General features: G+C 46.2%; 21 protein-coding genes. 9 read left to right on the top strand and 12 right to left on the bottom strand.

All coding sequences use genetic code 11. From position 1 onward, the window contains the following. The 6 genes from KB186_RS23510 to KB186_RS23485 form a co-directional block, all read left to right on the top strand. The coding region (locus KB186_RS23510; RefSeq protein ID WP_232774464.1) for a discoidin domain-containing protein at window positions 1-2,331 on the top strand (2,331 nt) is incomplete at its 5' end. A 66-nt stretch (window positions 2,332-2,397) separates the two neighbouring features. Beyond that, entirely contained in the window at window positions 2,398-3,171 is a 774-nt protein-coding gene (locus KB186_RS23505) for a hypothetical protein (RefSeq protein ID WP_173610657.1), read from the top strand. Window positions 3,172-3,174: 3 nt separating this feature from the next. Beyond that, on the top strand, window positions 3,175-5,790 hold the full coding sequence (locus tag KB186_RS23500; RefSeq protein ID WP_232774463.1) for a hypothetical protein: 2,616 nt from the start codon (window positions 3,175-3,177) through the stop codon (window positions 5,788-5,790). After that, complete coding sequence (locus tag KB186_RS23495; protein WP_232774462.1) at window positions 5,790-8,225, top strand: hyaluronate lyase N-terminal domain-containing protein; 2,436 nt, start codon at window positions 5,790-5,792, stop codon at window positions 8,223-8,225. Before KB186_RS23500 ends, KB186_RS23495 begins: the two co-directional genes overlap by 1 nt. Before the next feature lie 88 nt (window positions 8,226-8,313). Next, window positions 8,314-8,667: a hypothetical protein gene (locus KB186_RS23490; RefSeq protein WP_047072301.1), complete on the top strand. Its 354-nt coding sequence runs from the start codon at window positions 8,314-8,316 to the stop codon at window positions 8,665-8,667. Between the two features lie 170 nt (window positions 8,668-8,837). Beyond that, the gene (locus KB186_RS23485) at window positions 8,838-9,134 is read left to right on the top strand and encodes a hypothetical protein (RefSeq protein WP_106652499.1); all 297 of its coding nucleotides are present in this window, start codon (window positions 8,838-8,840) and stop codon (window positions 9,132-9,134) included. Between the two features lie 91 nt (window positions 9,135-9,225). Here KB186_RS23485 and KB186_RS23480 read toward each other — a convergent pair whose 3' ends face one another. The 5 genes from KB186_RS23480 to KB186_RS23460 are packed head-to-tail and all read right to left on the bottom strand — an operon-like array spanning window position 9,226 to window position 14,239. Then, window positions 9,226-10,362 (bottom strand): M20 family metallopeptidase, encoded by a 1,137-nt coding sequence (locus KB186_RS23480; RefSeq protein ID WP_173610660.1) that lies wholly within the window; start codon window positions 10,360-10,362, stop codon window positions 9,226-9,228. A 12-nt stretch (window positions 10,363-10,374) separates the two neighbouring features. Beyond that, on the bottom strand, window positions 10,375-11,175 hold the full coding sequence (locus KB186_RS23475) for an ABC transporter permease (RefSeq protein ID WP_173610661.1): 801 nt from the start codon (window positions 11,173-11,175) through the stop codon (window positions 10,375-10,377). Further along, window positions 11,172-12,014, bottom strand: a complete 843-nt coding sequence (locus tag KB186_RS23470) for an ABC transporter permease (protein ID WP_173610662.1) — start codon at window positions 12,012-12,014, stop codon at window positions 11,172-11,174. The genes KB186_RS23475 and KB186_RS23470 overlap by 4 nt, the downstream gene beginning before the upstream one ends. Window positions 12,015-12,017: 3 nt before the next feature. Beyond that, window positions 12,018-13,112 carry an ABC transporter ATP-binding protein gene (locus KB186_RS23465; RefSeq protein WP_221866791.1) on the bottom strand — a complete coding sequence of 365 codons (1,095 nt, stop codon included), beginning with the start codon at window positions 13,110-13,112 and terminating at the stop codon, window positions 12,018-12,020. Between the two features lie 8 nt (window positions 13,113-13,120). Continuing rightward, window positions 13,121-14,239: an ABC transporter substrate-binding protein gene (locus KB186_RS23460; protein WP_232774461.1), complete on the bottom strand. Its 1,119-nt coding sequence runs from the start codon at window positions 14,237-14,239 to the stop codon at window positions 13,121-13,123. A 228-nt stretch (window positions 14,240-14,467) separates the two neighbouring features. Here KB186_RS23460 and KB186_RS23455 point away from each other — a divergent pair, with 228 nt between their 5' ends. Further along, a complete protein-coding gene (locus KB186_RS23455) occupies window positions 14,468-15,229 on the top strand; it encodes an IclR family transcriptional regulator (protein WP_106785379.1) in 762 nt (253 codons plus the stop codon). A 238-nt stretch (window positions 15,230-15,467) separates the two neighbouring features. Continuing rightward, complete coding sequence (locus KB186_RS23450) at window positions 15,468-16,007, top strand: hypothetical protein (RefSeq protein WP_173610670.1); 540 nt, start codon at window positions 15,468-15,470, stop codon at window positions 16,005-16,007. A 630-nt stretch (window positions 16,008-16,637) separates the two neighbouring features. On the opposite strand, the gene pdxR is transcribed toward KB186_RS23450, so the two are convergent. The 7 genes from pdxR to KB186_RS23415 form a co-directional block, all read right to left on the bottom strand. Then, window positions 16,638-18,098 (bottom strand): MocR-like pyridoxine biosynthesis transcription factor PdxR, encoded by a 1,461-nt coding sequence (gene pdxR / locus KB186_RS23445; RefSeq protein ID WP_232774460.1) that lies wholly within the window; start codon window positions 18,096-18,098, stop codon window positions 16,638-16,640. Between the two features lie 82 nt (window positions 18,099-18,180). After that, entirely contained in the window at window positions 18,181-18,888 is a 708-nt protein-coding gene (locus KB186_RS23440; RefSeq protein WP_173610673.1) for an ABC transporter ATP-binding protein, read from the bottom strand. Between the two features lie 14 nt (window positions 18,889-18,902). Further along, window positions 18,903-19,679, bottom strand: a complete 777-nt coding sequence (locus KB186_RS23435) for an ABC transporter ATP-binding protein (protein WP_007717354.1) — start codon at window positions 19,677-19,679, stop codon at window positions 18,903-18,905. Between the two features lie 21 nt (window positions 19,680-19,700). Next, window positions 19,701-20,984, bottom strand: a complete 1,284-nt coding sequence (locus KB186_RS23430; protein WP_232774459.1) for a branched-chain amino acid ABC transporter permease — start codon at window positions 20,982-20,984, stop codon at window positions 19,701-19,703. A gap of 9 nt (window positions 20,985-20,993) precedes the next feature. Beyond that, entirely contained in the window at window positions 20,994-22,040 is a 1,047-nt protein-coding gene (locus KB186_RS23425; RefSeq protein WP_082910039.1) for a branched-chain amino acid ABC transporter permease, read from the bottom strand. A gap of 61 nt (window positions 22,041-22,101) precedes the next feature. Beyond that, complete coding sequence (locus tag KB186_RS23420) at window positions 22,102-23,337, bottom strand: branched-chain amino acid ABC transporter substrate-binding protein (protein WP_173610675.1); 1,236 nt, start codon at window positions 23,335-23,337, stop codon at window positions 22,102-22,104. Between the two features lie 218 nt (window positions 23,338-23,555). Continuing rightward, window positions 23,556-25,313, bottom strand: coding sequence for an adenine deaminase C-terminal domain-containing protein (locus KB186_RS23415; protein ID WP_232774467.1), 1,758 nt, complete (start codon window positions 25,311-25,313; stop codon window positions 23,556-23,558). A 193-nt stretch (window positions 25,314-25,506) separates the two neighbouring features. On the opposite strand from KB186_RS23415, the gene KB186_RS23410 reads away from it, so the two are divergent. Then, window positions 25,507-26,046, top strand: a complete 540-nt coding sequence (locus KB186_RS23410) for a YgaP family membrane protein (RefSeq protein ID WP_173610676.1) — start codon at window positions 25,507-25,509, stop codon at window positions 26,044-26,046. Window positions 26,047-26,064 lie beyond the last annotated feature (18 nt).

Here is a 26,064-nt window from a genome sequence, read left to right as displayed (position 1 = left end):
GGGGGAGCATCAAGCAGTTCCTTTGATTTACAGACCCCAATCAATATTTTGCTGAATACCTTCCGTGATGCGGAAACACATAACAGACCCGCCTATCGTCAAAACAACATGTATGTAGATGTATTTAGCGATTCCTCAGGAATTGATACCGAAAAGTCATCTTCTTTTGCCATTATAAATGGTACTGTCTCACCCGGGCTTTACGATACAAACATCATCATGTCCAGTCCAACTGAACCCACCCCTTATCACGTAACCTCGTCTAGTGAAACATCTGTTTACCCTGGATGGATGGGAATCAACGGAAATGTAACTGATTACTATTATTCAAATGGAGCGACTCCTCCGGCAGAAGGTCATTGGTGGCAAATTGACTTTTTCGTCCCCAAAATTATTACTAAGCTCGCAATTAAACCTCTTCGAATTTCCAGTGGACAGTACAGTATTGCCTCGTTTACGCTTCAAGGTTCAAACGATGATACGAATTGGACAGATATATACGCAGGATCTCCTGTAAACACTGATTCAGAAACAGAACACAACTTCACCAATACTTCTGCATACCGCTATTACCGCCTGGCCAAGCTTCGCAGTTATCTCAGGGCATACCCAGTGATTTATACCGGTTGGCACGAGATTAAATTCTATGAAGCTATTGACGCTGTTACGCTCGTGACTAAGGCAGTTAATGTTGGCCGCTCTCCAAAGAAGATTATTACAACTGCGGAGTATACTGACGCGGTCACCTTCGACCTGACCCTTGATGGAACAACTTGGGTAAACAACATCGATTTAAACAAGCTAATCGATACCTCTTCACTAAAAGGTACAAACCTCCAATTACGAGCTAACATTCCGTCTACAGGCAGTTTAAAATCGTTAGGATTTACTTGGTATGACGATAGTATGCTTGTTGAGATGCCAAGCAAAGAAGGGGGAGGCGGGGATCGTAGCAGTACCAAACCGTTAGTAGACGTTGTTGCTGCTACTAATATTTTGCGTAATGCTTATCGTACTTTGGAAAAGGAAAATCAAGGGGCATCTGTTCGGCACAATCTGTATGCAGATTGTTTTAAGGATACGTCGGGAATTGATGAATCTAAGTCAGAATCCTTTCAAATAACCAATGGAACTGTCATCAAATCTGCAGGCGCTATTTATAGCTGGCAAACACTTGGTGTACAGACCGCTTCTTCCGTTGGAGATTATAATAACAACAATTCTTCCTATCGACCATTCAAAGCAAATAGCACGACAGTTAACTATTCTGTTGAAAAAATTGCAGATGATAATGCCATTGCAACATCAGGTGGATATACTGATTGCTGGCTTCAGAGTGGTGCAAGTGCTGACTTATTCATGAAATGGGTGACACCCGTAGAAATATATAAAATCATACTTTGGATGAATGGTAGTTCAGGACAGAGCGGACACGATTATTGCGATCATCAAATTTTTGTCAAAAATCCATCAACAGGTCAATGGGAAGCAGTTACCCCAAGAATTAATCTCGCTTCAAATAACGATACAGGAGTACATGGTGACGGTTCATGGCACTACCCTGTCAACCTGGGCTATCTAATTAATGAAGTTAAAGTAACCGTATGGAATAAAAGCACATACATGACCGTTACTGAAATACAAATACTGCAAACATCTGATAAAAATCCTGTCATGGTTTCCAAACCGATTCCATTGGCAAAGGCGCCAACCCATCTTGTGCTGGATGCAGAGTACGAGGGCAATATCCGCATTGATTTGTCACTCGATGGAGGAACCACGTTCACAGCAGGTGTTCCATTGAATCAGCTAGTTGATTTAAACACTTTCTTGCCAGGTAATTCTCTTGTCATTCGAGCCAACCTTAGTGATAAAGCAGTCCTTAACAGCATCGGCTGCATTTGGTATGACAAAGACACTCTCCCCACCTATACAGATACGGTAGGCGGTAGTTCAGGGGGTAACGTACCTGGCAACGGTGTTTCAATGATTCAAGTAGAAAAGTATGGAGTTACCGCCTCACCTATTTCTCCCTCTGAAGTAAATATCACCATCCCCTACACTGCTGATTATAAAATACCCCCTATTGAGGTTTTGAAATTTGCCCCCGGTGAACACAATTATTCTCTCGGGATTGCATCCTTTTCTAGTAACGAAGCCCCTAACTTTGATCATGACAACTATATGGAGCTAGATGGTACATTACGGCTTAAAACTGAGTACTCGATTGAATTGACAGAAGACGTTGTGCTTCCGTCTGGTAACAGTGTGTACTCATTGACTCTTGATATGAATCAATATTCGAGTATTGAGAAAATCAAGGTGAATTGAATATGAATACGATGAGAGCTCAGTTTAGTATTACGAAAAGTTCAATGAATTGTTGAGGTGAAAAAAATGCCCATTCCAGCAACAACCGGACAGTTACGATCAAAAGTTTCAGATATGCAGATCGGTGACTATGTAAAGTGTTGGTACTCCTTCCATGGAAGTAGCGGGAGCCTGTCTGATAGTCCAGCAGGGATATTAGTTGGGTTAGGGACAGATACATTCTCTACGGCTGAAGAAAAGCCAGTAACAGGAGAGTCCACTACTAACAACTCCAAATTATTTTATTTTGTGAAAGTTGCCAAAGGATTGCTGATCGCTGATAGGGTGTGTCAACACTCCATCTCTTGGGATGCCCTGAATGCAGGGAAGGTGATACAAGGGAATCCCTATTCGTTTAGTACAAGCTCGAATATCTCACAAGGCTATGCTTCGAGTGAGAATATTTCAGGTACACTCCGATCTCTCACAGGTGGAGTAGCTTATGCAGATGCAAATGAAAATAAAACCTTAGATGCCAGATTGAGCAATGGAACATGCTTTCCTGTGAACAACGAATATGATAAGTACTTAATGGGATTTCCTCAAAGCATGATAAAAGATGGATATACAGTAGATGATGTATTTCATTACAAAGTACGTTTTACAATTACGCAAGATACCACTATGACAGGTTCTCGTATATCAAGTACAGGAACTATTGAAGTTCAAGACAATACTTGGCGAGTTGGAAGGGGAAGTGAGGATAATTTTCCGATATGGAAAGGCTTAGGGATGAGTAAAACATCAATAGCTTATGAGAGTACAGGTTTTCGACCAGTGTTTGAATATAGGGAGGTGTAATACATGGCTACAATTGGAGATCAATTAGCTGCACCAGAGGCAGGATGGAAGCGATATGATAACACTTATCCGTCTATTGCATATAACGGAACATGGGCGAAAAGAACAGGATATGCAGGTAGTTATGAATTAACAGATACCTACACCTCAACAACAGGAGACACGGCAACGTTTGACTTTGTAGGAACAAAAATTCGTATCATATCTTTTTTCTGGAACAACTTCACGGCAGATGCGAAAATCACGATTGATGGGGTCGCCCATACATTTAGTGAAAGAAGTACTTCAAGTGCTTCAAATACTCCACAAGTCATCGTATTTGAAAAAATGGGATTCTCTGAAGGCAAGCACCGTGTTGAGCTGAAATTGAATTCTGGGACAGATTATCTTGGAATTGATGCCATTGATATAGATGATACAGGATCTATTGAATTTCCTATCGGGGGTCAATTAACTGCACCAGCTCAAGGGTGGAAAAGGTATGACGACGGTAATCCAGCTATAAAGTACTTTGGAACTTTCGTAAGAGAATCAAATCAAAGCTTTTATGGAGGAGCCTCCAACTATGCAACAAGTGCAGATTTTAAGATTAAATTTAATTTTATTGGCACTAAAATCAGAATTATAGGTAACATGTACCAAAATAAATTCCCTAATGTTCCAATAACGATTGATGGTACCACTGAAACATTCAGTCAGTATGGGGATTTAAAGTTTCAAGCATTACAGTACGAAAAGATAGGGTTAGAGAATAAAATGCATACTGTAGAGATTACAGTTCCTTCATATGCAGGAAGTATTGGTTTTGACCCAAATAACGTGAACGTGAAGAACATACAGATTGATGCCATTGATATTGATGCCGATGGTAGGATTCTCCACCCTGATGAAGTAGTAGATGTAAAAGATTTAACTGTAGGAAAACGTATTCGTTTTAACTACTTGGCACCTGCTGGTACGTTTGGAACCATATCTATCGGAAAAGAAATGGCAGGACTTCTTCCCAATGCTCCTGCAACAAGTGCAAATGGTGATGGGTATTTCATCATGTACGGTACAAATCACAAGGGTGATAAGTTGCTGATGGCTGACCGCAATATCCAAACCATTTCATGGGATGCCTTAAATACAGCAGGGATTGCAAGTGGAAGCGGACTGCCAATTAAAAACCTTCACACCATTCCAGGATTGTCTGGGTATTCTTCTGCAGCGTGTAAAGTATCTGCTTCAACAGAGTATGACACAGCAAATTATCATGCATGGAAGGCTTTTGACGGATCAGAGTCAACGTACTGGACAAGTACTGCTGCTACTGAAACAACAGAAGAGATTTTAAAGATCGAGTATTCAACACCAACAAGAATTACTTCGTATTATCTATATGCCATATATAGTCCGAAAAAATGGTTCTTCGAAGCTTCTAACGATGGAACTTCTTGGGATATCTTGCATAATGGAAATGAAGTATCAAGCTGGCACGGTCTTAAAAAGACCTTCTCATTCAAAAATGATAAAACTTATACACAATATCGCATCAGAATATCAGAACGTTACGTATGGAACCGACTTTATTATGTGGGCTTTTATACTGTCCAATTGTTCACATCCTCTGATAGAGAAATAGCATTGCGACTACCGACAGGTGGAGTAAATGCATCGGATAAAGACAACGAATGGGATAAGTACATTACCGATGACCAGATCTGGAATAATGTAAATCACGGTTCATGGACCAGTACGACCGATCAATCTAATTCAAAGGCCCGTGTGATTCGAGGTTATAACGGTCTCAAAAACTGGACATCTGGTTCAACAGATCTAACAACTCCAGGCCGAGGCTTCCGTCCTGCTCTGCTGATTGAGTCATTCAACAATAATCGATTTCTCATACTAGACGGTACAGACGTGAAAACATACACTCCTTCCGGCTGGGAAACCGTCGGTGCTGCTCCCCCTACAGACGATATGTTTCAAAATAAAGGCATGCTCGACCTCTCTACATGCGCCCCATACTTGAAAGATTTAACAGAAAAATCCAACCTCAAAATTCTTGTTTCGAAACCTAAAAGAGAGCCCACGGTTGCTCATCTTACTGGAGTTCCTGTACCAAAGATCATAAAAATGAAAAATGATGTAAGCTTTCTCAACACATCAAAAATCAACTATTTAACCTTATCAGGTACAGAGAAAGGCGTCCTAAGAGTTGCAATAAGTACAGACAGTGGAACAACATGGGAAGCAAAACAAAAGAATGGCTCGTGGACAACTGTTGATATTACTAACCCCATTGATTTCAAAGCAAAAGCAATGACAATAGACGATTTCAACAACATTTCTGAATGGGACGAAAAGATCGGCCAAGCTAAAAACTTAAGATGCGCATTCTACTTCGAACAGTCATCATCCACTGATGAAACAAGCCTAGACTCCCTTACCATGGATGTAGACTTACTAGATTCGTGGGACATGGCGATGCCCGGAGTCGATTACAAATACGGGTATAACCGAAATACCAATCTGCGAGTCCTCTTATTCTCAGATGGAGATTACAAAATAAACGTAGGCTCTGGCGGTAGCAGTGGCTCCCCGATCACCGAAGTAGATGGAGGTACATTCTAATGACACTACCAATTAAACTAAAACGCGGTTTAAAAGCCAATCTCCCCTTCGCTGCATCAGCGGGGGAGCCTCTTTTTACAACTGATACCCATGAACTTTTTGTCGGAACAGGTGAAAGTGTAGTCCCAATCACAGCATCTGATCCCGCTCTTGCAAATCGAGTAGAAGAACTTGAAATGCACAGAAGTACTGTCTCCAGCACCTTCTCTGAAGAATTTGATACATTAACTTATGTCGACTCTGAAAAGACAACAGCTGGAGTTGTACAGGGAAGAGTAACTCCTACGGTTACCCCTGACTTTACCGAAGACTTCAGCACCACGAACTATTTTGACGACGTAAATTCTATGGGAGTCACGGTAGATACAACTAACCGTCTAATCAGAAATTCATCTGGGATTAAAAACGGTATTTTTTATTCAAAACCGATTACTATCCCAAGTACAAACAAAGTAACCATTAACGCTGTAGTTAACGAACCCAGCACATACGCTTTCTCAGAAGCTACTCGCTTTTCCTATTCTGGAAGTATCTTTTCACAGCCAATGGGATTTACAGACCGCACGAATCGTACTTGGAAGGTCGCACTTGTAAACGGTACAGGGATTCATGCAAGAGTAACAAATCCTGATGGCAGTCTGTCTTTCGAGAGAACGATCCTGCCCTTTACTGGAACTACCCATACTCTTCCTTTCCAATCGATAGATTACGTCGTAGACTATAACAATCGTGTCTGGTTCTCTATTTCACATTCATCACTAGACGGTGCAGTCGGTGTTGTAAATAGCGACGGCTCCACCTTCAGGGATTGGTATTCCATTTATTTGGGCGCTGGAACAGTTATTGCAACATCACTGACTCTAGATAATCAGAATAGGGTATGGGTCTTTCATTCAGTTTCTTCTTATACGAGATTCCATGTTTTTAATAGTGATGGTCTTTTAGTTACTGATTTGATTAATATTCTTTCAACAGGTCCAACGGATTACTTGTGCTCAACCTATGACCCAGTAAGAAACCAAGTTGCTCTAGGTATGGTAAACGGAAATTATTTCAAAGTATTTCTTTTCGACAGTTCATTTCGGAACGTTCGAAATATACAACTAGCACACGGAGGAAAAGACATCTCGATTGACATGATGTATGACCCCGCCTTAGATAAGTACATCGCCATACAAACTATTTATACGGGCAGTACTAATTCCTATACAGTTAAACTGTATTCCCTTCACCCAGAAACGCTTGTTCAGTCCACTTCAGCGATAAACATCAACGCCAATTGGGTTTCCAGACTTATCGCTGACGGCCCCAATTACCACTTTGTTTACTCCTCATATGCAGAGCTAAACAAATACTATCTCGCTACCTTCAAAGCTTCCGACTTATCCATCATCGATACTTCAGTAACCGTTTCGGCCTTTGCAGGCAAGCATTTCCCCTTCAAAGACAGCAACGGAGTCCTACGAACACTGTCGTTAACCTCCAGGTACGACACTAACCAAGCCATCGATGAGTACACCTTCGGAGCGTCCAAATCCACTGTGACTTTAGAGGTAACCAACAACAACGGACTAGAGTGGCTCAATGCTATACCAGGAGAAGAAATTACATTCCCAACCCTCTCTAGCTCCCTGCTTTTACGAGCCAGACTAGACTCGCCAACTATAAATCTAACTCCTGAATTGTATGGTTATCGTATAGTTACAGGAACTCTTTCAGGGGAAGTCATCCAAGAGTTTGTAAGCACCAAGCTCCCTTCCGTATCTCCCATTGCCCATGCCTCGCTTACCGCTGACCAAACCCTTCAAGAAGGCTCGATAGACTGGTATCTGTCCAACGACGGCGGCGCTACTTGGGAATCAGCAGTCCTCGGACGCAAACATTCCTTTAAGAACCCTCTTTATGCTGATTTACGGGTAAAAGCAGTCATTACCTCGCCTTCTGGCTCCGTGAAATCCCCTGCCATCTCTGGTTATACCCTGACCAGCTCCAACCTGTTACTTAATCCAGCTAAAACAGGCACAAGCCTAACCGCCACCATGTCCGCCGACCAGATCTTAAACGCAGCTGACACCTTCACTAAAATCAATTTCAATACAACCACCCACGACGCCCTCCAAGAGTTCGATAAAAACCAAAGCCGCTTTGTTGCAAAAGCACTTGGCGACTACTTAATCGTTGGCTCAGCACGAATCAAAAGCCCAACCACCTCACCAAATGGTCTACAACTAGAAGTACGAATCAATGGTGAACTCCATAAAGTACTCAGCAGCATCGTCTCCTATTCCAACCATTCCTGGTGTTTAAACGGTTCAAGCATCGTTCAGCTAAAGCCCGGCGACTACGTAGAGCTTTTCGGCTACTCTTTTTTTGCCAACAGCGTCATAGAAGCCCTCCCCGCTTATACTTACTTCCAAATTAAGCAGTTATGGTAAAAGACAAGCTCTCAAACCACCGTGAGAAATTCCCCAAACTGTCTACTCTATATATAGACCTCACAAGAGAAAGCAGGTGAATAAACGGATGATCCAAACACTACTCAACTCTTCCACTCTCCCCTTGGTAGTATCCAGTGTACTGACCGCAATCGTTACGTATCTGGTTGCTCGCCACAACAACAAGAAAGAGTTGATGATAACAGACAGGCAACAAATCTCGCAGGAGAACCAGCAAATTCGCCAGGAGCTTCGTCAGGAAATGGACAAGCTTCGGGAAGAACTCCATGTTTGGCGCAACCGTTGCATGGAGCTTGAAACCATCGTACAGGAGTGGCGAGATAAATACACGACGCTGGTAGTAGAGAGGCAACAGCTGGAGTTTCGTGTAAAAGAACTGGAAACCGAACTCAAAACCTACATGCAAGCAAGGATTTCCTAGATGTTGCCGATCCAGCCGTACCTCCTCCACAAGTCATCATCCACGAAAGTGACACCTACCTGCCTTTGGGCGAAATCTCGCCTCGCTAATTAACTCCCTCACAAATGAATGACGGCTGGATGTTTTCCCCGAAGTACGCCCCGCTCTACTAGCAAAAGGAGGATCAACCTTTGATTGACATTGACCAATTCATTCACAGCCTGAGTCTGCTTACTTTTATGGCGATCTTGATTGAAGCCGTAACCGAAATTTTAAAGAATGCCTTCCCCGTACTAAAAGACCGCTCCACTTACATCCTCTCCATCCTCATCGGCATTTCGCTCTCCCTCGCTTTTCAAGTCAACCCCTTTGGTCTTGAGGGCAGCGGCTACTACGTTTCTGCCGTGCTGGCTGGTATCCTCACCAGCCGCGGAGCGAACTACCTCAACAGCTTTGTGAAAAAGCTGAATACATCCTCGAAACAATAACCTCTCCTTATCCGCACAAAAAGGCACCTGGCCTGATGCAACCATCTTACGCATCAGGCAGGTGCCTCTTCTCTTTTTCTCTTGCTTCTCTCTATACTTCCTCTATCAACCGCGCCAACAAGGTAGCGCGCGTCGATATTTCTCCCAGTTCGATCCATTCATCCGGCGAGTGGGCGTAGCCACCCTTTACACCAAGTCCATCCAGCGTCGGGACTCCGCAAGCAGCAGCGAAATTGCCATCGCTGACTCCACCTGTCCCCGACTCTTCCAAAGCCATCCCTAGTTCATTGATGCTAATCGATTGTGCAAGGGAAAATAATTTGCCTGTCTCTTCGGTTCGTTCCATCGGTGGTCGGCGAATGCCTCCCTTTACACTGATGTTTGTACCGACGAGCACTGGCGTGAGCTCGCTCATTACCTTCTCAATGCGTAATGCCTCTTCCATCGAGATAAATCTCACGTCTACTTCTGCTTCTGCTGAGTCGGCTACGACATTGGAGCCAATACCGCCCTTGATGACGCCCACATTGACGGTCGTTCCTTTTTCATAATCGGTCAAGGCATGCAGAAATTGCACTTGTCTCGCCAGCTCTTCAATAGCAGAGACACCTTTTTGATGATCGACGCCCGCGTGTGAGGAAATTCCGCTGACTGCCAAGGTAAAATGGGCGCTTCCCTTCCGCCATGTTTTGAGTGCGCCGCTCGGTTCGGTCGGCGGCTCCAACACAAAGCTCGCCACCGAACGCGCGGCTTCTTCTTCTACCAGTCGGCGAGAAGTCGGGCTGCCGATCTCCTCATCACTGTTTAATAAGAGCACGATTTTTTTATCTGCTGGCAGGCGATCCAGCTTTACCAATGCCCGCATGGCAAACATTGCTTGCAAAACGCCCGCTTTCATATCGTATACGCCCGGCCCGTACGCTTTCTCATCCCGGATCGCAAACGGTCGGCGAGCCGCCTCTCCTTCTAGCCATACGGTATCGTAATGGCCGATGATGAGGATTTGTTTTTCCCCGTTGCCTAGCGTACAACGCACCTGATCGCCATACGTCTTATTCGGGATTAGCTCTGCTACTCCCCCTGTCAGCCGTTGAAACTGCAGAGCGAACCAGCCCGCCATCCGGTCGCCCAGCTGTTTGTCACGAGAAGGCGAGTCCATGTTGACTGCCTCCTCGAGTAGCTGTAGATAGTGGGGCATATTCTCTTGTACATAAGTGTGGATTGACATAGTGCCTCTTCCTTAGTGAGATTGTGAATTGAGTCCGAACAGGCGCTCTAGTCCGTACACTTTTTCCAACAAGACGATGAACACCAGACTCAGCAGGATGACCACCGAGGAAATCGAAGCCACCAACGGGTCAAGTGTTTCCTGCATATAGGTGAAAATCGCGAGTGGCAGCGTCGTCGTATCCGGTGCCACCAAGAACAAAGAAACCGTCACATTGTCAAACGACGTCAAGAACGAAAAGATCATCCCCGACACGATAGCCGGACGCAACAGTGGCAACGTAATATCCCAGAACACCCGAAACGGATGGGCACCCAGCATGTATCCCGCTTTTTCCAACGTATAATCGAACGAGCTAAGCCCTGTGAGCACCAGCCTAACGACATACGGAATCGAGATCAGCATGTGCGCCAGCAAAAGTCCTGTAAACGTCCCCGCGATACCAATTCGCGTGAAAAACAGCAGCGCGGAAATCCCGATAATCAGCGAAGGAACGGTAAGTGGTGAAAGCATCAGTGCGTTGATGATGCCGCTCCCACGAAACTTGTATTTGGACAGCGCGAATGCAGCCAATGTCCCTAAAAAAGTCGCCAAAATCGCCGTTATCGTAGCTAGCTTCAGACTGATCCACAACGAATCGATGAACTCCGGCCGATCCAAAATCATTTCATACCACTGCCACGAAAATCCTTCGGGCGGAAAAGCGAGGTATCCGGCTGCCGTAAAGGAGCTCGGGATGATGACCAGAAATGGCAGATTGACCAAAACAAGCACAAAGAACGTGATGAGTCCAAGTACGTTTATTTTTTTCATGACGCAAACACCTCTTTATACCGCTTGGTTTCAATCAGCTTTGTATACAAAGTCACCAATAGGATGGTGCTGCCCAAGAGCAGGAAGGCAAGTGCCGCACCCAAAGGCCAGTTCAGTGTAGCCATGATTTGCTCATAGGCAATGACAGGCAAGACTTTCACGGACGTTCCCCCCATCAGGGCAGGTGTCACAAAGGCACTCATCGACAAGCTGAACACCAGTGTCGTCCCGGCAATAATCCCCGGCAAGCACAAGGGCAATGTCACACTGAAAAACGTACGTACGCGGGAAGCCCCCAAAATCGATGCCGCCTTATTCAAGGACGGATCAATGGCATACAAGCTGGTTGCAATCGCCAGAACCATGTAGGCAATGAAGGAATCCGTCAGACCGATCACAATACCCAGCTCGTTATACAAAAGCCGCAACGGTTGATCGATCAGACCCAGACTGATCAACGTCTCATTGATCCACCCTTTCTCCCCCAAAACCACTACCCAACCGAAGTTGCGAATAACCACACTGATAAGGTGAGGGGCCAGGATCAGCATCGTGACGATTCCACGCATTTTCCCTGTAGCCTGCGCCATGTACATCGCTACAGGAAATCCGAGCAAGAGGCTTACTAGTACCGTCCAGAGACTCACGCGAATCGTCCGCCAAAGAATCTCCAAGTAGTACGGATCTTGTATAAATAATGAATAATTGTGCAAAGAGAACGCCTGATTCTCATCCTGAAAGCTGAGCAAAAGCATCATCAGCATGGGGAGGATGAATACGCCAAGCAGCAAAATCATCGCAGGTGCTGTCAACAATGTAACCGAGAGACGCTTGCTCATCCGTCATCCCCTTCCCGCGGGCATGACCAGTACGTCGTCCGCGTTCCATTGACAGTAAACCGTTTGACCTTCTTGGCGGTCCACCGAACTATCGGTCATTTGGACTTTTGCCGAAAGCGTATGCTCCCCGACCTTGACCTCACATTCTGTGTACGAGCCCAGGAAGGAGGCAAGCTGCAAATGTCCTTTTACCCGATTCGCTTCCTCACTGACTATTGTATCGGTCAGCTTGATTTTCTCTGGTCGGATAAAAATGATCACTTTTTCATGGAGTGCCACGGTTCGCTGTTGCTTTGCCGCCTTTACGAGCATTCCACCAGTCGTCCGCAGCGTGAGTACATCCCCGTCCATTCCGATGACTTCCCCTTCCAAACGGTTCGTCTTACCGATGAAAGTATGCACGAATTCAGATGCGGGCTGATTGTAAATCTCCAGCGGTGTACCGATTTGCTCCACAAATCCGTGATTCATGACCACGATGCGATCAGAGAGTGCTAGCGCCTCTTCCTGGTCATGGGTAACGAAAATAGTCGTAACGCCAATTTCGTGATGTAAGCGCTTTAACTCATCGCGCAGCTCTTCACGAAGTTTGGCATCCAGGTTACTGAGCGGCTCATCCAAAAGCAGGAGAGACGGTTCAATAACAAGCGCCCGTGCAATCGCAATCCGCTGGCGTTGTCCGCCGGAGAGTTGTTTCGGATAGCGGTCTGCTACGTTTGGCAGCTTGACCAGCCCAAGTACACGATTCACACGCTCTTGCATTTCTTGCTTGTTCACTTTGCGCAATTTCAAGCCGTAGGCGATGTTTTCCGCCACAGTCATATGCGGGAACAACGAGTACGTCTGAAATACCATGCCCAGCTCCCGTTTGTACGGAGGCACGCCATTCATTCGCTGCCCTTTGATCAAAAGGTCTCCGCCATCCGGGTCCAAAAAACCGGCAATCATATTCAAGGTCGTGGTCTTACCGCAACCAGATGGGCCGAGAAACGAGATGAATTCGCCTTGCTCCACCTGCAGGTTGAAGTTTTGAACCACGACATTGCTTTGAAATTTTTTCATGATGCCGCGCAGTTCAACGTCAATCACCTTGGTCACGTGAATACCTACTTTCCTGTTTTAGGTGCGATTTCTTTGTTAAAGCGATCCAGCCAAGCAGATGTTTCCTTGCTCACTACGCTATAGTCGAAGTTGACAACCTTTGTACGATCGAATTCCAATGTTTTCGCTACATCGTCTGGCAGCTTCACAGATGTTGCCGGATTGTAGTATAGCTTCGTTGCGTACATCGTTTGAATTTCATCCGTCAAAAGGAAATCAACGAATGCTTTTGCTGCTTTTGGACTCTTCGAACCTTTTACCAGCGTAGCTACGTTCGGTACGATGTTTCCGCCCTCTTCAGGGAAAACGAACTCCAATGGTACGCCTGCCTCTTTTTGTGTCAAGCTACGCGCCATTGTCCAAGTAGTGTAGGCTGCGCTCTTGTTTTGCAGATTTTGCTGAAGCTGTGCTGCGCTCTTTGCAAAGGTCGGCATGTATCCTGCAATCGTTTCCATTTTTTTAAAACCTTGTTCGATGTCTTTCTCAGACCCGCCATTTGCGTACGCCAACATGATCATTGCAGAGCGTCCGAAGTTGCTCGCTACGTCTGTCATCGTGATGTAGCCTTTCACTTCAGGCTTGGCCAGGTCATTCCAAGACTTCGGTACAGGCAAGCCTTTTTCTTTTACCAGGTCCGCATTGTAGGAAATCCCCATCGGTGTGAAGTTTACAACTACACCGCTATCCTCCGTCACTCGCAAATCTTGCGGTACGTTTTTCATGTTCGGGATATCTGTTGCGGATACCGTTTCCCACAAGCCTTCTTGACGTCCCTTCTCTTGTTCGCCGCCTTCAACGATTGTCAGGTCGATTTGCGGAGCATTTTTCTGTGCCTTAACCTTCGCTACGATCTCCGTAGAAACACCAGAAACATAGGTCAGCTTTACATTCGGATACTTCTCGTTAAACTTCTTGAACACTTCATCCTTCATCATCTTTTCAACGGTCGCGCCGTTCCCTGCTACTACCAGTGTGTCTTCCAGCTGAGCTTGTGCCTCGGTGCCGCTATTGTTGCCAGCAGCCGGTGCAGGAGCAGATGTTTGTGGCGTGGAGGAGCCACATCCAGCCAGCAAGGAACCAGTCAAAGCGAAAATGGACAAGACGGATAATGCCTTTTTCTTCATGTAAGTTCGACCCCCGATTGTCTGTATTGTTCACAAATAGAGAACAACGTTTCCTATTTGGGAACGGTAATGTTATACTAGCACAAAGATACTGACTATTCAAGGTAGTCGTACTAGAAGCATCATTGCCCCAATTACAGGCTTGCCAGCATTCTTTCTAATGGTAAAATTACTTCAATCGAGACTCTTCTTTTAGAGGGGCTACTGTACGTTAAAGGAGACGTTTGTATGGACCAAGTATTGTCTTCTGTTCGAAATGGCTGTCGGCTGTTAAAAATATTTCTCGATTCGCCAAAGGAACTCGGGGTAACCGAGCTCAGCAAAAAACTCCAGCTGTCCAAGGGAGCCGTTCACAAGCTCCTGTCCACGCTGGAGTCTGAAGGCTTTATCCGCCAAAATGAAAAAACCAAGCAGTATACGCTTGGCTACACGCTTTTGGAGCTGGGCACTAAGGTGCTCACGAATCACGATATCGTTGATTTTTCCAAGCCGTTCTTAGAACAGCTTGTCTCACGGACAAACGAATTGGCGGTCTTATGTGTACAAGATTCCAAGGACGCGATTTATGTAGCCAAAGAGGATTCGCTTCATCCCATTCGCTTTACCGTAGAATCCTTCCGGCGTTTTCCTCTTTACTCTACTTCCGCTGCTAGGGTTTTGCTTGCCTATCAGCCAGAGGAGTTTCAGGATGAGATTTTGCAGGAACATCCACTGAAAAGTTACACACCTCATTCATACACGTCGGTTGAGGAAATCAAAGAGGACTTGGTGACAATCCGCAAGCGAGGCTATGAAATCAGCTCGAATCGACGCAATACAGGTGTGACCGGAATCGCTGCCCCGATTTTTGATTCAACTGGACACGTCACTGCATCCGTCAGTGTCATCGGTCCCTCCGACCGCGTAATGCCAAAACAAGAAGAGATTTTACAAGAAACGCTAGCGACGGTACGTGCGATGTCGGCTCAGTTAGGGTATCGAATGTCTTGAAGCTAGATTGAGTTGCCATGAAAAAACCTCCTGTTTATCAGTCTGCTCTGATGACAGGAGGTTGCTCTTTTTGCTGACTCACTTGTTTTGCCAATTGTAATGGCTCAATCCGTTCACCTATTTTACACTCAATATAGTTATGTTAAATTTTTCATCTTGAGGAGTAACGGTCTCGTTTGTTTTTCGTCCTACTAATTGTGAATCGTATTACGTGTAAACAGAAAGGAAATGACACCCTATGAGAAAAACATATTTGCTGCTTTCTTCTTTGTTATTCTGTGCTTTGCTTGTTCCTGACGCGCATGCAGCTTCACAGCAAGGAACAGTTGCGCCTGTTCCTCCCCAAGTAATTGTTCCAACAAGCATCAAGGATAAACAAGGAAATACCCTTGAAAAATCAATGGCCTATGTGAAAACGTTACAAGTGAAAAACGGAAAGTTAATCGTCTCGCTTGACTATGTTCAATGGTTTTTCGGTGAGGCAGCAGTAAAAGCTTATCGCCAAGATCATCCATTGGAAAAAGAGGACTATCCAATGCCATATTACATTCGTAATAGCAATCTTAAAATTAGAACGTTTGAAGTTTCTCCGAAGGCTTCGTTTACTCTTCAAACCAACTCTACACAAAAAGATGGGAATTTCCATTGGAATGAAGCTGTAAACGCCGATACTTTTAAAAAGTTTGTGCTTTCCAAGGGGATTCCTTATCAGATACCGTTCCACGTTGAAGTAAAGAATGGAGTCATCACAAAAGTTACAGAACAGTACGTCCCTTAATTATTTGCAGCACTCCCTTTTTGGGATGCTGCTTTTCATTTTTTGTTTTTATCATAAAGCTGCACTCCGTTTCTTCCGTGAATAGCCTCATATTACCACTCGTTCCATTCAACTCAACGTGTGGTTTGTTAAATCAACTGTTCATCCTTTTGCAGGATTCCCCAACAAACTGTAGTATTCGCTTGTTTAAAGGAGTTGATCTAATGACTGAGGTAAAGAAGATCGCTTATAAGAAATTAATTCATCAAGCTTTCCTAGACCTAAAAAACAGTGGTACTTTTGACTAGGCTACCTTTTATAGAAATTTCCGTATAGCCCATGCTTTCCATAATCTCTCAGAGTTTATCGTTATAGATTTTGTTGGCTTCAATGAAGATGAATTTTGGGCTAGAATCGACGCATTAGCCTCTCAATTTGATTTGCACCATTACAGAAAAATCTTCGATGAAGCCGTTATGGAAAAGTAAATTCCCAAGATTTCTTGTCTTTTCATTGGAATGATCATTTTGCTTATCACACCGATTAATTAAAAAAATTCATTTATGACAGAGTATCCCGCCAGCCAAACGTTAAAGGGACCATATAAAACGGCACTCAAATCATGCTGAGTGCGTGGTGATTTTAAAATTACTAGCCCATATCCTTGTGCAAATAAGGCTCCCATGCACGTTTTAACAGACGAATGCCCTCCTCAATCTCCTCGATGGTCTGCCCCCCGAACCCAAACTGAAAGGCCGGCAGTCCATTTTCCTGCGGATGGACCCATTTATGTGCGGTTGGATAGACACGAACGCCTGATGCAGCCGCGATTTGCGTCAACTGTTGCGAAGTGCTCTCACTTTTCACTTCTACCGTCACAGACAGCCCGGCATCCTGACCCTTAATCCGGATGTACGCCCCAAAGTGTTCCTGTAAGCACTGAAGCAGTGCCCCATGCTTTTTGCGGTAAAGCGTCCGCATCCTGCGAATATGCCGCTCCCAATCGCCATTTTTCATGAACAGGGCCAGCGTCTCCTGATGAATACGCGATGCCGACTGGTCAAAGTCAGCCATTTTCTCCTGATACACCGCCAATAACGCATGCGGCAAAACCATATAGCTAATGCGAATCGACGGCAGCAACGCCTTGGAAAACGTCCCCAGATAAATAACGCGTCCCTGTGTATCCAGCCCTTGAAGCGAAGGAATCGGCTTGCCATGATAGCGAAACTCACCATCGTAGTCATCCTCCATGATGTAGCTCCCCGTCTGATTCGCCCAGTGTAGCAGCTTTAGCCGTTTGGCATAGGGCATGACAATTCCAGACGGGTCCTGATGAGACGGGGTTATATAAACCAGTTGCGCTCCACTCTCACTGAGCGCTTCCAAATCGATTCCATCCTCCGCCAGCTTGATCGGGCGCACATCATAGCCCAAATGGGAAAACACGACACGAACACCGTGATAGCCCGGCTCTTCCATCGCAACAGCCTGTCCCCGCGTCCCGAATAAGAACCCCAATAAGCTGATCATCACCTGCGTCCCCGCACCGATCACAATTTGTTCTGGCGTAGCTTGCACACCCCGAGCACGTCCGAGATAGCGTGCGAGCTCCTCCCGCAGCTGCGGCTCGCCTTGTCCGTCGCCGTAGTAGAGCACTTGCTTATTTTCTTCCTGCATGCACTGGTTGGTGTACTTGCGCCAACGGTCAAAAGGAAAATGCTCGGCATCAACGCGCGCTTGGTGAAAATTATATTGGATCGGAACTGCTGAGGACGTAGGCAGAGGGGTTTGGACGTAAACTGTTTTAGCTGTTTTAGCTGCTTGCTGCCCTTTCCCTATAGGTGCAGGTACAGGCCCATCCCAGTCCACATCGACCACATAAAATCCGCTGCGCTCCCGACTCTCGATGTAGCCTTCTGCCATGAGCTGGTGATAGGCACTCTCGACAGTCGTTTTACTCACCTGCAAAAATCCGCTCAATGCCCGAACAGAAGGCAGACGCGTCCCGGAGATTAAGCGCCTTCCTTGGATTTCTGTACAAAAATAGCGATAAAGCTGTAAATAGAGAGGCTCGCTCCCTTCTACAAAGCGGGGACTAATATCTAGCAAGCCACATCCTCCTCGCTGAATAAATGAAAAACCGACGGGAGCAAAAATCCCCATCGGTACTCACGTTTCTATTACACCAATATTACGCCAAATACGCCTCTCTAACCTGCGGATTCATCAATAATGTCTGGGCATCGTCTTGCAAAATAATTTCGCCTGTTTGAATCACATAACCGCGATGCGCGACAGACAGCGCTTGATTCGCATTTTGCTCAACCAAGAGAATCGTCATGCCTTCCTTGTTCAGCTCCGTAACGATGTCAAAAATCTGCTCCACCAAAATCGGCGCCAATCCCATCGATGGTTCATCGAGCATGAGAATTTTTGGCTTCATCATCAGTCCACGAGCAATCGCCAGCATTTGCTGCTCGCCCCCGGACATCGTGCCACCTTTTTGATTGACCCGTTCCTTCAGACGTGGAAAGTAAGCAAAGGCACGCTCGATTCCTTCTTCAATCACCTTTTTATCGGATACACTAAAGGCACCCATCTCCAAATTCTCGCGTACGGTCAGCTTTGGAAAAATGCGGCGGCCTTCCGGAACGTGGGCGATTCCTGCTAAGGCAATATCATGTGTACGCAGCTGCGTAATGTCTTTGCCATTAAAGATGACTTTTCCTTCTTTGGCCCGAGTCTGCCCACAAATCGTTTTCAACGTGGTCGATTTACCTGCCCCGTTGGAACCGATCAGCGTCACCACTTCACCTTCATTTACCGTTATACTCAATCCTTTTAATGCGTGGATGCCGCCGTAATACGTATGAACGTTAGTCAGCTCTAGCAATGCCATCGATTTTCCTCCTTCTACGACACGTCCGACGCACTTTTTCCGAGATAGGCCTCAATGACGTTAGGGTTGTTGCGGATTTGTTCGGGTGTTCCTTCTGCAATTTTTCTCCCGTAATCCAGCACGTGAATGTATTCGCTTAGTCCCATGACCAGCTTCATATCATGCTCGATCAAGATAATCGTCAAATCGAGCTCTTTTTTCAGCCGACGAATAAAATCCGTCATCTCAACCGTTTCGCGAGGGTTCATCCCTGCCGCTGGTTCATCGAGCAAAATGATTTGTGGATTTGTCGCCATCGCCCGGGCAATTTCCAAGCGTCGTTGCAGTCCGTAAGGCAGACTCCCAGCCGCTTCATTGGCAATATGCGCGATCCCGACATACTCCATGAGCTGATAAGCCTCAACGCGCGTCCGCTCTTCCTCCTGGCGTACACGTTTGGAGTTGAACAAGATTCCGAGAATTCCAGCGGATAAACGGCTATGCACACCCACCATGACATTTTCCAATGCCGTCATTTCCTTGAACAGACGAATGTTTTGAAAGGTGCGGGTGATACCGCGACTCGCGATCTGATCAGGACGAAGCTTCTTGATGCTTTTGCCATTCAGAAGAATTTCTCCCTCGTCTGGCTCGTAAAATCCGGTAATCATATTGAAAAAAGTCGTTTTTCCAGCCCCATTCGGACCGATGACCGCCGTAATGCTTCCTTTTTCGATGTCAATCGAGACGTCTTGATTGGCTACCAAGCCACCAAAGCGCTTCGTTAAATTTTTTGCCTCTAACAATGCCATGCTCATTTCCCTCCTCGTCCGCTACGACTGTTTTCCAGAAGTCAATTGGGACAGTCTGCCGAGAATCCCCAGCTTTTCTTTGCCAAACTCACTCTTTTTGATCGCATCGAGATCGTTTTTCTTCCGTTTGGCCGGAATCAATCCGTTAGGGCGATACAAGGCAACGAGAATGAGCATAATTCCGAAAATGAGTCGCTGGAACTTGGATGGGTCCAGCTGGTTCGGCAAACTGATGATTCCCGAATTTTGCAGACCGTGCAGGAAGTTGGAGAATTCTTTTAACAGCTGTACCTGCAAGATCGTGACAAAAGCGGCACCGAGCACAACCCCTGGAATGCTGCCACTACCACCCAGAATAACCATGACCAATATCCCGATCGATTCCATCAGCGTAAAGGAAGTCGGATCGATAAACGTCTGCTTGGCTGCAAAGATAACACCCACGACACCAGCGAAGGAGGCACCCAATGCGAATGCAGCCAGCTTGGTATTCAACAGGGAAATCCCCATAGACTGGGCAGCCAGCTCATCCTCGCGCACCGCAATCCATGCACGTCCCAAACGGGAATGTTCAAAGCGTATATTCGCCAAAACGATAAAGGCAATCACAAACAACACAATGAAGTAAAAGTAAAATGGCGTCCCCATTTTGATCCCAAACAGCTCAGGAGACGGAATCGGCGTGATTCCCTGCGGACCGTTGGTGATGTTGATGGGCTTGTCCAGGTTATTGAAAACAATGCGAATGATTTCACCAAAGCCCAAAGTCACGATTGCGAGGTAATCGCCTTTTACTCTGAGAACTGGCAATCCTAGCAATATTCCGAAAACAGCAGCCACAATCAAGCCAACTATAAGAAATGGCCAAAACCACTCACCGGAGAGCGGGAACAGATTCCCTGCAATAAACTCATTCGCTTGCGAGGTCGAGAAAATCGCATACGCATAAGCCCCAGCAGCAAAAAACGCAACGTAACCCAAGTCAAGCAGACCAGCAAAGCCTACTACGATATTCAAGCCCAGAGCCATCGCTACGTAGATGCCTACCTGTGAAGCTACTTCCATGTAGTATCGGTTTTCACCTGCTACCAATGGAATGATCAGGAGGAGAACGATAGCCCCAATCGTCATTTTGATCGATTTGGAGGTATTGGTGTAATAGACAAGCACAATGGAAGAAAGAATGCCGAGAAACGCAATGACTGATTTATCCATCAAGTACAATGCAGCCGAAAAGGCTACAATCCAAATCAACGTGAATACGAGCGGAATGCCTTTGAACGATTTCCAAGCGAAATTTGCCATTTATTTCACCTACACTTTCTCTTTTACAGCTTCGCCAAACAGTCCTTCTGGCTTGAAGAGAAGCACGAGAATTAAAATACTGAACGCAAACACGTCTTTGTACTCTGCACCAAAGGCACCGTTGGTCAACGGCCCCATAAAGGCACCGGACAAGGATTCAAGAAGACCGAGGAGTACGCCACCGATCATCGCACCACGCAGATTCCCAATCCCGCCGAGTACGGCAGCTGTAAATGCTTTTAGACCGAGGATAAAACCGATATACGGATCGATCGTCCCGTAGTTTTGCGCAAACAGAACGCCTGTCGCGCCACCCAGGCTGGAGCCAATCAAAAACGTAAGCATGATTACTTTGTTTACATTTATGGTCATCAGCGAAGCCGTACTCTGGTCCTGTGCGACGGCGCGCATGGCGATTCCCCACTTTGTTTTATTCACAAACAACGTCAATGCAATCATCATGACGATCGCAATTACAATCACGATCAAGCCTTTTGTTGGAATCGTAGCAATACTTCCTAATGGAATCGATCCTGTAAAAAGAGCGGGACTGTTCAGATAAAACTCATTGCGAGCCAGTGCTTCTGTAAAACGTACGAGGTCTTGCAGCAAAAATGATACGCCAATCGCCGAAATCAACGGCACAAGACGAGGTGCTCCGCGCAATGGTCGATAGGCAATCCTCTCAATCCCTACCCCCAAAGCACCAGTTAATACCATGGCAATTATGAGTGTTATGAAAAGTGCGACAAATGGATTCATACCTTCAAGTGCCCCTAGTGCATCAGAGATCAATAATACCTCTGTACCGATAAAGGCTCCGACCATGAAAATGTCTCCATGGGCAAAGTTGATAATTTCTAAAATCCCGTAAACCATTGTGTAGCCCAAAGCCACGACTGCGTACATAAATCCAAGTGTCAATCCGTCAACCAACACCTGAGGCAAAATATTGATCATGCTTTCCCATCCCTCATTTCCCTTGTAGACTTGTACAAATTTTCTGCATTCGTTTCGTTGACTGGACTTATTTTCTCGTGGAAAAGGGGCCAACACCGGCGTGCAGCCCCCTATCCTGGTATGAGGCATGGGAGTGTGTGCGCGTTGTGTGGTGTGATTACTCGGCCTTGCCTACGAAAATGGATTTGTCCTTGTCAAACTTGTAAATGAATACATCTGCATTTGTGTTGTCACCTTTTTCATCAAAGGTAACCTTGGTGAATTGACCCTGAAAATCTTTGGTTTTGTGGACTGCATCGAGGACTTGCTCGCGGGTTGGTTTTTTGCCTCCGTTCGCTTTGGCAGCTTCCAAGACACCATTGAGGATGACGTTCATGGAGTCGAAACCATAGACGGAATAGGTTTCCAGAGGCTTGTTTGTGGCTTTCTTGTACTCTTCAGCCCATTTCTTGCCCTCTTCGGTTTGCGTTACGTCTCCAGCTACTGACGTAAAGACTACTCCTTCGACGGCATTACCGGCTATTTTTATCATATCAGAAGAATCCAAGCCGTCGCCACCCATAAAATAACCCTTAAATCCTTTTTCACGAGCTTGCTTGATCAAAATTCCACCTTCTGGATAAAGACCGCCAAAAAAGATGATGTCCGGGTTTTTCACCGTTACCTGGTTAAGTACCGCGCTATAGTCCTTTTCGCCCTGGGTAATGCCCTCAAAGCCAAGGATTTGAACCCCGTCCTTTTCGAATTGCATCTTCACTTGATCACTCAGACCTTGGCCGTATGCTGTCTTATCATGGATAATATAGGCCGTTTTTACACCAAGTGTATTTTTTGCATATAGAGCAGCCTTTGGTCCTTGTGCATCATCGCGAGCACAGATTCGATGAACGGTTTTCTTGCCTTCCTCCGTGAGCTTTACGCCTGTGTTTGCCGGGGATACCATGACCAGCTTGCCTTCCTCGTACTTTACAGACGATGGAATCGCAACCCCTGTGTTATAATGCCCAACTACACCGTACACATCGGGATCAGAGATGAGCATCTCCGCATTGGATACCCCGATTTTCGGGTCGCCTTGATCATCCTGAGGGAAAAGCTGGAGATCAAAGCCAAGTGCTTTAAACTCTTCCTTGCGCTGTTCGAGAGCGTAACCCGCTCCTGTCTTAATCGCATCACCGATAGCAGAATTGCTCCCGGACAGAGGGGATTGTGTGGCAATTTTGATGAGGCCACCCTCGGTCGTTCCTCCACCACTGTTTCCTGGAGCTGGCTGACTTTGCCCCCCGCTTGCGTTACTTCCGCCGCTTGAATTACCGTTTCCTGCGCAACCTGTTAATGCCATACTCGCAGCCAATACCGCAGATAAAACCCCCACATAAGAACGCTTTTTCATTAAGAATGAATCCCCCTTTTATCATTCTTTTTTCTTGTTACCCAGTCCATCTACCTTGCTAGCCAGGTTGCGACTTTCAAAAACGATGACTCTTTGGGGATAAAGATAGATGAGGCTTGGTTGTTTTTATTTTAAAATAAATCTGATAATTTACAAGAAGTAAAATATATTTTATATTCATATATCATTTATTTACAAACAAAAAAATAAACACTCCCTCAAGGTAGAGGAAGTGCCGGAACGACGATTTGCCCACTCTTCACGTCGACAATGCCTGTTGCCGTTAGACGTGCAAAGGGCAAGTGGGTAGCCGTAAAAAACAAAATCGAATAAATCGGATCGAGATGGACATATCCTTTGGAACGAAGCTGATTTACCAAATTTTCACCCATGCTGATTACTTCTTCCATCGGTGCAGACGCGAATTTTCCAGCAAGAGGCAATGGGCATTCGCAAATAATTTTTCCTTTATCGATCAGGACGACTCCACCTTTTATTTCCCGAATACGTTCCAGTGCTTGTGCCATCGTTTGGGGATCGCGTCCGATTACGATCCAATCCCCAGAGGCTGAATAGGTGCTGGCCAGCCCTTCGAGATGCTCACCGAAGCCATGAAGCACTGCCATTGTTCGATTGCCTCCAGTCGCATCAATAATAGCGATCATTGCCAACTGCGGATCATGCTGCAAGGATACGTATCCATCCTGATCAACGGGCATGTTCTCCATCGACAGCCGGGTTATAACGGCATTCAGCATCTGTAGCACAGGTACCTTGCCGTCCTCATCTGGGCGCAAACGGAACCAATCGGGATGTGCCTGTTTTTTCAATGGATCTGTCAAACGTAACGAAGCTTCCTCCCATTGTGGCTGAACGGTTGGGACGAGCAGGTTTCCTTTTTCTGCTACTCGTTGTCCGTTCGCAATCACGATGGATGGAGTCGGTTGATCCATTGCCGTCAACAACAGCATATCCGCGATTCGACCCGGCGCAATTCCTCCGATCTCCGCGTCCAGCCCATAATAGACAGCCGGGTTCAGCGTCGCCATGACATACGCTTCCTCTGGCGGCATCCCCGCTTCCATGGCCACACGGATCGTACTATCCATGAACCCGTCACGATGCATCGGGGGCGTGCTTCCATCCGATGTCAGCATCATTCGTGAAGACCACGGCACCCCCAACTCCAGCCAGCCCTTCACCAGCTCCGGCAGATCAGGACGAATAGAGGAATGGCGCAGTGTCGCATACATGCCTAAACGGATACGCGACAGCAAATCGGCTGCGGTGATAGCCTCGTGACAAGCTGTTATGCCGGATGCTGCGGCAATGTTCAATGTCTCGTAAGAAGCTCCCGGATGATGCCCCTCCATCCTTTTGCCCAAGTCCCGCGTATGCTTCAAACCAAAAAGCAGCGTCTCATCCTCTTGCAAAACGCCGCCCCAATTTGTCAACTCCCCACCCTGGATCACGCGTGGATGTTCCAGCATTCGCGCCAAATTGTCCTTCGTGAACGACGGATGAGCTTTCCCTGTCTGCGGATCGAGTCTACCCCAGAAAAATTGCTTCACGGGATGTGCTGCCAAAGAATCCATGATCGCTGCCGTTTGCGAAAAGGGCAGATGCATGAGCATTAACGTGTCCGACACCATTCCAGTCGTCCCCGTTTGCAAAGCAAAGTCAGCCAACGTGTAAGGGTTATACCATTGAAACGGATGCGCGTGAGGCTCGATGTAACCCGGCACGAGATATTGCCCAGCCGCCTCCATGATTACGGTCTGGTCATCGACCAGCGGCTCTTTTTCTCCTACATAAGCTATACGTTCTCCTGCCACTACGACGTGATGCTCTTGCCATTCTTTTGTGTACACATTTAGAACGCTTGCGCCTTTTATCCAGAGGCTTGCCGGTGCTTGACGTCTGCTCACGCGAATCATGTTCAAGTAATCACGATCTGATAGGGCTCGTACACGCATCATTTCTTCTCTCCTCGCTGGTCTCCCGATGTTTTTCCAAAATGAACGGTCGTTCATCGCTCTCTACACCTTCTCCGCCCATCATTCATTCCCCTGCAAGCTTGATGATGGTAGTAACAATTCCCACGGGTGTCTTGTCGCCCTTTATTACACACTAGGGAATAGACGTAATAGCGACAGGAGGACAACTCTCATGCATAAAAACGTAGGTAGAACTGATGCTATGATTCGAATAACTGGCGGTCTGTTAGGCTTGGCGTACGGCATCGGAAAAATGAGCCGTCGCCCATCCAACACTCCATGGCTGCTCATGGCTTTTTCAGCAATGAAAGTAGCAGAAGGAGCTACTCGCTTTTGTCCGATGTACGCAGCGATGGGCATCAATACGAAAAAAGGAAATGGCATTCAAGGCATGATGGATCAGCTCAAGAAAAAAGGCGTACAGATGGCAGTCAACCAGTTTACCCGCTCCATGAATATTGCCCCCATCAAAGACTCGAACACCGGCCAAGACGACGAGAGCAACACTTCAGCCACAACGAATAAAGCAAACATACAGTATTCTGCAAGCCCACAATTATCAAGGAACCAGGAAAAGCATTCAATCAACAATCAACAAAACATGAAGCTTACTCCCGAGGATCAACTTCTCGAAAAAGCGGCAAGAGAGATCATTTCATTTCGCTCCCAGGAAAATAACAACAGCAACACTCGCTACCCCACGTACACGTAAGAAGAGGAGGCACCGCAT

The sequence above is a fragment of the Brevibacillus sp. AF8 genome (genome assembly GCF_021270385.1).
Taxonomy (GTDB): Bacteria; Bacillota; Bacilli; order Brevibacillales; family Brevibacillaceae; genus Brevibacillus.
The sequence above is the reverse complement of the archived record's forward strand: the minus strand, read 5'-3'. Positions and strand labels throughout refer to the sequence as shown.

Bases quoted from the DNA above. Each gene is read 5' to 3' on its own strand.
- KB186_RS23505 (WP_173610657.1), top strand. From the start codon at position 2,398: ATGCCCATTCCAGCAACAACCGGACAGTTACGATCAAAAGTTTCAGAT.
- KB186_RS23500 (WP_232774463.1), top strand. From the start codon at position 3,175: ATGGCTACAATTGGAGATCAATTAGCTGCACCAGAGGCAGGATGGAAG.
- KB186_RS23495 (WP_232774462.1), top strand. From the start codon at position 5,790: ATGACACTACCAATTAAACTAAAACGCGGTTTAAAAGCCAATCTCCCC.
- KB186_RS23490 (WP_047072301.1), top strand. From the start codon at position 8,314: ATGATCCAAACACTACTCAACTCTTCCACTCTCCCCTTGGTAGTATCC.
- KB186_RS23480 (WP_173610660.1), bottom strand. From the start codon at position 10,362: ATGTCAATCCACACTTATGTACAAGAGAATATGCCCCACTATCTACAG.
- KB186_RS23475 (WP_173610661.1), bottom strand. From the start codon at position 11,175: ATGAAAAAAATAAACGTACTTGGACTCATCACGTTCTTTGTGCTTGTT.
- KB186_RS23470 (WP_173610662.1), bottom strand. From the start codon at position 12,014: ATGAGCAAGCGTCTCTCGGTTACATTGTTGACAGCACCTGCGATGATT.
- KB186_RS23460 (WP_232774461.1), bottom strand. From the start codon at position 14,239: ATGAAGAAAAAGGCATTATCCGTCTTGTCCATTTTCGCTTTGACTGGT.
- KB186_RS23455 (WP_106785379.1), top strand. From the start codon at position 14,468: ATGGACCAAGTATTGTCTTCTGTTCGAAATGGCTGTCGGCTGTTAAAA.
- KB186_RS23450 (WP_173610670.1), top strand. From the start codon at position 15,468: ATGAGAAAAACATATTTGCTGCTTTCTTCTTTGTTATTCTGTGCTTTG.
- KB186_RS23440 (WP_173610673.1), bottom strand. From the start codon at position 18,888: ATGGCATTGCTAGAGCTGACTAACGTTCATACGTATTACGGCGGCATC.
- KB186_RS23435 (WP_007717354.1), bottom strand. From the start codon at position 19,679: ATGGCATTGTTAGAGGCAAAAAATTTAACGAAGCGCTTTGGTGGCTTG.
- KB186_RS23430 (WP_232774459.1), bottom strand. From the start codon at position 20,984: ATGGCAAATTTCGCTTGGAAATCGTTCAAAGGCATTCCGCTCGTATTC.
- KB186_RS23420 (WP_173610675.1), bottom strand. From the start codon at position 23,337: ATGAAAAAGCGTTCTTATGTGGGGGTTTTATCTGCGGTATTGGCTGCG.
- KB186_RS23415 (WP_232774467.1), bottom strand. From the start codon at position 25,313: ATGCGTGTACGAGCCCTATCAGATCGTGATTACTTGAACATGATTCGC.
- KB186_RS23410 (WP_173610676.1), top strand. From the start codon at position 25,507: ATGCATAAAAACGTAGGTAGAACTGATGCTATGATTCGAATAACTGGC.